We start from the raw sequence: 8,987 nt of genomic DNA, 5'->3' as shown, positions 1-8,987 counted from the left end.
AGTGAAGAGATCGAAGCGGCAATTTGCCGGTCCATTTGAGTTGAAAAGACTGCTTGCTTCACTGTCCAATCCTTAGAGACTAGGACGGCACATGATCTCACGCAGCGTTGCATCATTGTGTCGCCCGCTGGGCTTAAGAAAACGCTGGCTTCAAAATTAACGCGTCGCTGCCGCCGTAACTTCACCCAAAATTCATGGCTCTATGGCTTGTTGGTTTTCCGTAAACATTGTTTGATGTTCCGACATTGACTGAACCGGCAGATTTGTCCGGTGCGATTGCTTGATCGCGATCAAGTGGGACATTGAACATGATTTTCCGCTCCGATTCATTGCTGATTGTCGAGGCGGCGGAAAAATGGATTCAACAACGCAGCAACACACGAGTTGGATCAGTAAACGACTGGCCAACGCAAACCCGGCTTGGTTTTCAACCTACTGCATTGTTGCGGCATTCGGCACCTACTTTTGCATGTATGCGTTTCGCAAGCCATTCACGGCGGCGACGTATCAAGACACGGTGTGGCTGGGGATCGGTTTTAAAACGATCCTGGTGTCTGCACAGGTGGCGGGCTACACCCTTTCAAAATTCATCGGCATCAAAGTCGTTTCTGAAATGCCACCACGATACCGCGCGGTGTCGATCCTCGCGCTGATCGGTTTGGCCGAAGTTGCTCTATTGCTGTTTGCGATCACGCCGGTTCCCTGGAACTTCATTTGGTTGTTCGCCAACGGCTTGCCACTGGGGATGGTGTTCGGGCTGGTTCTCGGTTTTCTCGAGGGCCGCCAACTCACCGAATCACTCTCTGCCGGCTTGTGCGCCAGTTTCATTTTGGCATCTGGTTTCGTGAAATCGGTCGGCCGCAGCTTGATTCAGGATTATCAAGTCGACGCGTACTGGATGCCATTCCTGGCGGGATTGCTGTTTGTCATCCCGTTGCTGTTTTTCGTGTCGATGCTGTCGTTCATCCCCCCACCGTCAGCCAACGATGAACGATTGCGTACCAAGCGAGCTCCAATGAATCGAACGGACCGCAAAGCATTTTTTAAACGTCATGCGTTAGGTCTAGTGGGACTGCTGGCAATCTATGTGCTGCTAACAATCGTTCGCAGCCTGCGGGATGATTTTGCGGTTGAAATCTGGCAAGAACTGGGCGTGAACAACAAACCCGACGTCTTTGCTCGTTCGGAATTCTGGGTGATGATAGGAGTCGTCATCATCAATGGCATGACGATTTTTGTACGAGACAACCGTTTTGCGTTTTTGTCATCGATTGCCCTGTTGGGAACCGGTTTTTCAATTGTACTGGCGTCTATCGCAGGTCAGGAAGCGAACCAATTGTCACCGATGGCGTTTATGGTGCTGCTGGGGCTAGGCATGTACGTTCCCTATGTCGCGTTTCATACGACCGTTTTCGAACGAATGATCGCAGCGTTCCAAGAGACCGCAACGATCGGCTACCTGATGTACCTAGCCGATGCGCTTGGCTATCTTGGCTATGTCGCAATCATGATCCTGCGCAATACAGCAACGGGAGAAGTTGATTTTTTGAATTTATTGCTTTGGACATCCGCCCTCGTCTCGATCCTTTCGCTGTTGATCACGTTGTTGTTGGGCGTTCACTACTACCGTACGATTCCAAGACGCACCTTCTGACCGGCGAAACGCCAAATCGTTCACCCAATCCAAATTAGACTCGGATCCCAGACCGTGGCAACAAACGCAGACAAAGTGGACCTGTTGATCATTGGTGGAGGAGTCCTTGGCGCATTTCACGCCTACCATGCGCAACGTCGCGGGTTGAGTGTCAGACTGTTGGAACGCCATTCCGCACCGCGAGCAGCAAGCGTACGCAATTTTGGACAGGTTGTCCCATCAGGTCTGGACTCACAATGGCAGCCGTTGGGTCGCGAAAGTCTACAAATCTATCAGTCGATTCAATCAGAATTTGACATTTCGGTTCGTCAGCAAGGCAGCATTTACATCGCATCGGACGAAGAAGAACTGGCGTTGATCGAGGAACTACACACAATCAATTCGGATGCTGACTACTCATCACAGCTTTGGACCGCGCAGCAGTGTCAATCCCGCTATCCGCAATTGCGTTCAGACTACTGCGTCGGCGGGCTGTTTTTCCCCGACGAAGTTTCCGTCAATCCGCGAACGATGATCCACCGGTTGCATCACTATCTGTCACAGCAATCGAATTTCCAAAGCCACTTTGATACGTGCGTCAATCAAATCGTGACATCCAGCGCGGGTTCCGTCACGGTGACAACCACCGATGGTGGAACGTTTTCGGCACAAAAACTGTTGCTCTGTTGCGGCAGTGAATTCCAAACCCTGTACCCGGAACTGTTTCGCTCCAGCGACCTAAAGCTTGTCAAACTTCAAATGCTGCGACTGAAACCTCAGCCGGAATCGATTTTGCCGGGGAATATCCTGACCGGTCTGTCGATTCGCCGCTACGAGAGCTTTTCCCAATGCCCTTCGTGGGCGGCGATCAAAGCACGTGAATCCCAGGCCAATTTCGCTCAGCAATGGGGAATTCACTTGCTGTTTAAACAAGAGGCTGACGGAGGAATCATTCTAGGCGACTCCCATGAATATGCCCCTGCAGCGAAACGCGACAACCTGAACTTTGATCTCCGTACCGACATCAACCAGTACTTCATCAGCGAAGGTCAAAAGATCTTTCAGCTGCCATCCTGGGAGACTCAATCCAGCTGGTTCGGAATCTATTGCCAAACCAGTCACCCGGCCGGCATTTTTACCCACAACGTTGGCGACAACATTCACATTGCGACGGGCATCGGCGGCAAGGGCATGACCAGTAGTGCTGGGTTTGCGAAACATCATCTCGGAGAAATTTACAATGATTGAACTCGTTGTTTTTGACATGGCTGGAACGACCGTTGACGAAGACAACGTCGTTTATAAAACGGTGCGCGCGGCAATCAACGCCGCGGGCTACGCGTTCACTCAGGAGCAAGTCCAGACCGCTGGCGCGGGGAAAGAAAAATCACAAGCGATCCACGACGTTTTGGCGCTTGACGGCAACGATCACTCAGCGGAAGAAGTGGCTACGATTTTTGCGAACTTCAAGCAACAACTTGCTTCGGCCTACGCGACTCTTGAAGTTCGTGAACAACCCGGCGCCTCGGCGGTCTTTTCCAGTCTACGCGGGCAAAATATCAAAGTCGTTCTAAACACAGGCTACGACCGATCCACCGCCGAAGGGCTTCTGAAAAAGTTAGGCTGGGAAATCGGAAAGGACATTGATGCCTTAGTCACCGCCAGCGACGTTGCCAACGGCCGTCCGGCAGCGGACATGATTGAAAAAGCAATGGAGATCACCGGCATCCGAACCTCGCGATCCGTCGTCAAAATTGGTGACTCTCAAATCGATATCGAAGAAGGGCAAAACGCGGATTGCGCGATCACGCTTGGGATCACCACGGGTGCGCAAACCGAACAGCAACTCAGCGAATCAAATCCCACCGCGATCATTCACCATCTCTCTGAGTTGCTGGAGTTGATCAAAACTCATCGACCGACCTGATAGGGATATGAGTGCTGGTCTTTGTGCTTGGAGAGCTTTCCGTGGATCATTGCAGTGCCTCGGCAAAGGCTTTGCCGATTTGGGCCATGATTCCGGCAGAACCCATGTAGTGAAAATCAAAATTTGATGTGCTTTTCTGCAAAAGCTCTCGTTCGCGTGGACTGAATGTTTCGTTATATAGCCTGTCGATTTTTTCTTGGCCTTCGCTACGACTGATTTCGCTGCGTTTCATTGATTGCTTGATCATGTCAATCATCGGTTTGATCGCATTCTCGCGTCTTCGCAATTCGGCGACTTCCTTGTCCCAGTAGACCTCGGTCAACACCGTCACAACATTGTCGCTAAATTCGGGAAGTTCAGCCGGTGCTGCCATCGCGTCCCGGAAATGTTGATGGGTCGCCTTGTGGCGTTGCTGATCTGGACCATAGTCCTGCGTCGGACCACCGACTCCCATCACACCGATCACAAAGGGCATTTCCGGTGCCGATAGGTCCCTTCGGACGTCGCGAATGAACTGGGTCAGAAGTTCGCTGTATTGGTCGAATCCGCCCGGTTGGTCACGATCCGGGTAGGTCCCGCGATCGACCATGTCGTTCCAGCCCTGAAACCAGACAAAGCCTGCCAACTCAAAACCCTGTCCCACGCTGTAGTCCGGATAGACGCGTTTGATGTCCGACAACACATGCTTCACGTGATCGACCATCTGACGATAGTTCTTCCCGGTGGCTTCAATCTTGTCCGCTTTGATCTGCTCGACATCTTTGTTCTGCTTACGAAACGTCTCTATTTGGGTTGATGTAAATTCGTAGGGTTTTGCACTCGGTGGACGAAAATCCGTATGCAGACTCTTTCCGCCCCATGCCGTTTTGATAATTAAAACCGGTTCGTCCAGCCATTTTTGCATCCAGATTCCAAAGGTGAATTCGGGGCCGATTTTGGGGCCATTGGCAGACGCGCCAAACCCAACGGTTAACCGCCCAGTTTGTTCTTGGTGCGCCGAACCGATCGATGATATCCCGACGTCTTGGCAAACCCGGGGCGTGCCATCGGGGTGATGCATTTCGGTCAGCAGTGCGGCCCCTTTGGGATTCAGTCGCATGGCGTCCATGGTGCGCACTTGCGCGTGCCCCTGCATGTTGGATTGACCGGCAAGAATGAATACCTTTAGTGGTTTGGTACCCGGTTCGGCTGCAGAAACCCGTTGCTGAGATGGCGTCAAAACAAGCATCCATGCCGAGAGAACCATCACTCTCACAAAGCTTAAAATCTTGCCGAAGACGATCATCTTGTTTTCAATTGGGAGCGAGGGCTAGGCGAAAGCGAATCTCGTCAAACCGAAATGAAGAGAACCGTTTGAACTGGATTCTAACATCATCCAAAATCGTTGATGACCGTCACACCAATGTCCAAATGGCTGTTCAGACTGGTGAGTGCACGCACAGATTCATCGAGGTTGATCATCTTTGTAACCAGTTTTTCCGGCTGAAGCTTGCCGGATCGAATCATGGCGAGCATTTCGGGGTAGCGATGTGCTTGCATGCCGTGGCTACCCAAGATTTCCAATTCGTGCGAAATGACTTTGTCCATCGGTACCGATGGATGTTTATCGTCGGCCAATAACAAACCGACCTGAATGTGTTTGCCCTGTTTTCGAAGGCAATGGATTGAATTGAAACAGGTGGTGGGACTTCCCAGTGCATCAACCGAAATGGCTGCACCGCCTTGACTGATTTGAATGACAGTGGAAACGACATCTGCGGTGGTACTCGCATTGATTGTTTCCGCGGCGCCCACCGACCGAGCCAAATCAAGCTTGTCGTCGCCGATGTCAATCGCGATGACATTGGCACCCAGTGCATTTGCGATCATCACCGCAGACAGCCCGACGCCTCCACAACCATGAACGGCAACCCATTGACCGGCCGAAACTTTTGCTTGATGGACGATCGCACGAAAGGCGGTTGCAAAACGACATCCCAGACTTGCCGCGGTGACAAAATCCATTTCATCGCCTAGCCGGACAAGATTTGCGTCGGCGTAGTCAATGGCTACGTATTCAGCGAAACAGCCCCAGTGGGTGAACCCGGGCTGGAACTGTCGATCACAAATTTGCTGCTGTCCCGATGCACACTGCGCACAGGATCCACAGCCACACACAAACGGCACGGTGACCCGATCACCGACATTCCACCGCCTAACACGACTGCCAATCGCAACCACCACGCCGGCAAATTCGTGACCCGGTACGTGCGGCAAACGAATGTCGGGGTCATGTCCCATCCAGCCGTGCCAATCACTTCGGCAGATCCCCGTCGCTTCGACTTGAATCACCACTCCGTCCAATTCCGGCGTGGGATCGGCTAGGGATTCGATGCGAGGCGTCTCTTTGAACCCGCGATAGAGCACCGCCCTCATCGCTGATCCCCAGGGGTTTCACTAAACATCGCGGTAAATCGCTGTTGCATTTGAATTCATCGTGTTGCCGATGGGTGTGGTGTTTCAGATATTTTAGAGTGAAACTGCAATGTGCGTTTGACGAACACAACCGAGGAACGTTAGGGATGAAATACATCGTACTTCTTTATGCCGCTGAAGGGGCGTGGCCACCGGAGGAGCACAAGGCGGCACTCTCTGAATCAGTTCAGTTGTGCCACAAACTTCATGCCAACGGTCAGTACATTTCTGCTGCGCCGCTGGAGCCACCGGAAGTCGCGAAATGCGTGCGGGTTCGCGATGGGAAAACCGCGGTCTTCGATGGCCCTTTTGTCGAAACCAAGGAGCAATTGGGCGGTTACTTTTTGATTGAAGCCAACGATATCGATGAAGCCATCTCTGTTGCGGCAGAGATCCCCGGGGCCCGACGCGGCACCGCTGAGATTCGTCCATTGCTTCCGTTGCCAGATGGCCTGACATTGCCGTAAACGGTGAATGGGCTTGCAGTACGGGATGGAGTGAGGCCCCCGCCATTGGGCGACACAGCTAATATCCCGCCAAACGAGCCATCCGTCGTTCAAGATCGGACCGTTTTCGGATAGATTTTTGTGCACGCACGCTTTCGATACTTTTGGCGGGCACTCTGCGACGCAATAAACGAGAATCACCATGATCACGCGTTACCTTCTGCTGCTGGCCCTCGCAGGGCTAGCTTGTACGTCCACGCCGGCACAGTCCCCAATGACTCGCACTTCGCCCACAGTCGACTCCTATCACGGGATCGAAGTTCAAGACGATTACCGCTGGCTGGAGGATTGGGACGATGCGGAGGTTCAACGCTGGAGTGAAAGCCAAAACGCCTACGCTCGCCAAATCTTGGACGGGCTGCCAAACGTCGAACCAATTCGCGAACGTGTGACCGAGATCATGTCGGCCCGACTGATTTCGTACAGTGATGTTCGCTTTGCCGGTGGCAAGTATTTCGCGGTCAAGAACCAGCCGCCCATGGAGCAACCCTATTTAGTCACATTTGATTCACTCGATTCACCAGAGGATGCCCGCGTCCTGTTTGATCCCAACGTTGTCGATTCAAACGGCACCACATCGATGGACTGGTACGAACCCTCACCCGATGGAAAACTGGTTGCCATTTCGATCTCGACCGGAGGCAGTGAGGTCGGTGACGTCACAGTCTATGACACTGCCAACGGAAACAAGTTGTATGAAGTTGTGCCACGAGTCAATTCCGGCACAGCTGGCGGTGATCTCGCCTGGGCGGCTGATAGCCAAGGCTTCTATTACACGCGTCATCCACGGGCAGGTGAGAGAGCCGAGGCGGATCTGAATTTTTTCCAACAGCTGTATTTTCACCAACTGGGCACCAGCAGCGATCAAGATCGATTCGAACTTGGCACCGACTTTCCACGGATCGCAGAAATCGAAGTCGAAGTCCACGCACCCTCGGGAATGGTATTATGTAATGTACAGAACGGTGACGGTGGCGAATTTTCGCACTACGTCCGCTCGACCGACGGCAGCTGGGATCAAATTAGTCAGTTTGGTGACAAGTTAGTCCAGGCAACGTTTGAACCCTCAGGATCGATCTTGGCCATCACTCGCGAAGCCGCTCCACGCGGGAGGATCGTTCGCATTCGCGACGTGACATCGCCCAAGCGATCGACTGAAGAGTTGATCGCCGAAGGCCCCGATACCATCGTCACCAGTTTTTATCGCGCAGCCCCCAGTTTGGTCGCGACGCCCAGTCGCATTTATGTGACTTACCAGCTGGGCGGACCGTCGGAGATCCGAGTGTTTGATCACCACGGCAAATCACTGGCGATGCCAAAACAGTTACCCATTTCCAGTGTCGGTGGTATCGAACTTTTGAACGGCGATGACATTCTGTTTCGCAATACCTCGTATGTCCAACCGACACGGTGGTACCACTACCAGGCGGCGATGGACCAGACCAACCAGACGAAACTTTCGAGTGAATCGCCAGTTGATTTGAACGACGTTCAAGTGACGCGGGAGTTTGCAACCTCGAAAGACGGGACCAAGATTCCGATCAACATTCAGCGGCCCGATTCAGTGACCGGCGCCGGCCCGTTGGTTCTGTACGGATACGGTGGCTATGCAATTAGTTTGACACCGCGATTCAATGCAGCCAACAAAGTGTTGTTCGAACAAGGTGTCACCTATGTCGTCGCAAACATTCGCGGCGGCGGTGAATACGGCGAAAGCTGGCACCTGGCCGGCAATCTGACCGACAAGCAAAACGTCTTTGACGATTTTTATGCTGCCGCGCAGTACTTGATTGACAATGGCTACACGACGTCGGACCAGTTGGCGATCATGGGCGGATCCAACGGCGGATTGTTGATGGGGGCAACACTGACCCAACATCCCGATTTGGCCAAGTGCGTGGTTTCGCATGTCGGCATCTACGACATGTTGCGCGTCGAACTGTCGCCCAACGGAGCGTTTAACATTCCCGAATTCGGAACCGTCAAAGATTTGGAACAGTTCCAGGCGATGCGAGCCTATTCGCCGTTTCACAACGTGCACGACGGAACCAAGTATCCAGCCACCCTGTTTTTCACCGGGGCAAATGATCCTCGCGTCGATCCGATGCAGTCGCGGAAAATGACGGCTCGAATGCAAGCCGCTTCCCCATCCGGACCGCCGGTACTGCTGAGAACCAGCGCCAATTCGGGACACGGCGGCGACACCGGATTGTCACAACGAATCGAAGAAACCGTGGACACAGACGCGTTCCTGTTCGACCAACTGGGCGTCCAGTACCGACCGGTGAATTGAAATCGAGTGCCGCTGAATCGCGCAGCGGCGCAGCGGCGGCACGGGTGGCCTTACGAGGACGACGCGGAAGGGGGTAGGACGTTGCACTTTTATCGCAAGCGTCAGTGCTGTGGTGAGAAGGTTTCGCAGGGAATACTCCATTGCACTCAATCGCATCTCTACGCCAACGGCGTT

Annotated in this window: 7 protein-coding genes; 5 read left to right on the top strand and 2 right to left on the bottom strand. The window is 53.1% G+C overall.

The annotated features are described in order from the left end of the window. Positions 1-355 precede the first annotated feature (355 nt). Genes NHH03_RS20380 through NHH03_RS20370 form a run of 3 tightly spaced genes read left to right on the top strand, consistent with a single transcriptional unit; the run spans position 356 to position 3,560 of the window. Positions 356-1,654 carry a DUF5690 family protein gene (locus tag NHH03_RS20380; protein WP_253159092.1) on the top strand — a complete coding sequence of 433 codons (1,299 nt, stop codon included), beginning with the start codon at positions 356-358 and terminating at the stop codon, positions 1,652-1,654. Between the two features lie 54 nt (positions 1,655-1,708). Further along, positions 1,709-2,881: a TIGR03364 family FAD-dependent oxidoreductase gene (locus tag NHH03_RS20375; protein ID WP_253159090.1), complete on the top strand. Its 1,173-nt coding sequence runs from the start codon at positions 1,709-1,711 to the stop codon at positions 2,879-2,881. Further along, complete coding sequence (locus NHH03_RS20370) at positions 2,874-3,560, top strand: phosphonatase-like hydrolase (protein WP_253159088.1); 687 nt, start codon at positions 2,874-2,876, stop codon at positions 3,558-3,560. The genes NHH03_RS20375 and NHH03_RS20370 overlap by 8 nt, the downstream gene beginning before the upstream one ends. 46 nt (positions 3,561-3,606) lie before the next feature. Here NHH03_RS20370 and NHH03_RS20365 read toward each other — a convergent pair whose 3' ends face one another. Together NHH03_RS20365 and NHH03_RS20360 are read right to left on the bottom strand one after the other, a co-directional pair. Then, a complete protein-coding gene (locus tag NHH03_RS20365) occupies positions 3,607-4,779 on the bottom strand; it encodes a sialate O-acetylesterase (RefSeq protein ID WP_253159086.1) in 1,173 nt (390 codons plus the stop codon). A 152-nt stretch (positions 4,780-4,931) separates the two neighbouring features. After that, a complete protein-coding gene (locus NHH03_RS20360) occupies positions 4,932-5,975 on the bottom strand; it encodes a zinc-dependent alcohol dehydrogenase family protein (RefSeq protein WP_253159084.1) in 1,044 nt (347 codons plus the stop codon). Positions 5,976-6,073: 98 nt separating this feature from the next. Here NHH03_RS20360 and NHH03_RS20355 point away from each other — a divergent pair, with 98 nt between their 5' ends. Both NHH03_RS20355 and NHH03_RS20350 read left to right on the top strand, forming a co-directional pair. Then, positions 6,074-6,481 carry a YciI family protein gene (locus NHH03_RS20355; protein ID WP_253159082.1) on the top strand — a complete coding sequence of 136 codons (408 nt, stop codon included), beginning with the start codon at positions 6,074-6,076 and terminating at the stop codon, positions 6,479-6,481. A 253-nt stretch (positions 6,482-6,734) separates the two neighbouring features. After that, positions 6,735-8,813 (top strand): prolyl oligopeptidase family serine peptidase, encoded by a 2,079-nt coding sequence (locus tag NHH03_RS20350; RefSeq protein ID WP_253159080.1) that lies wholly within the window; start codon positions 6,735-6,737, stop codon positions 8,811-8,813. The last annotated feature ends 174 nt before the right edge of the window (positions 8,814-8,987 follow it).

This window comes from Stieleria tagensis, from assembly GCF_024129865.1.
GTDB classification, from domain to species: domain Bacteria; phylum Planctomycetota; class Planctomycetia; order Pirellulales; family Pirellulaceae; genus Stieleria; species Stieleria tagensis.
Note: the sequence above shows the minus strand (reverse complement) of the source record. Positions and strands in the feature narration are given on the sequence as shown.

What these genes read in the sequence shown, in the direction of transcription:
- NHH03_RS20370 (WP_253159088.1), top strand. Translation starts at nt 2,874, where the DNA reads ATGATTGAACTCGTTGTTTTTGACATGGCTGGAACGACCGTTGACGAA.
- NHH03_RS20360 (WP_253159084.1), bottom strand. Translation starts at nt 5,975, where the DNA reads ATGAGGGCGGTGCTCTATCGCGGGTTCAAAGAGACGCCTCGCATCGAA.
- NHH03_RS20380 (WP_253159092.1), top strand. Translation starts at nt 356, where the DNA reads ATGGATTCAACAACGCAGCAACACACGAGTTGGATCAGTAAACGACTG.
- NHH03_RS20350 (WP_253159080.1), top strand. Translation starts at nt 6,735, where the DNA reads ATGACTCGCACTTCGCCCACAGTCGACTCCTATCACGGGATCGAAGTT.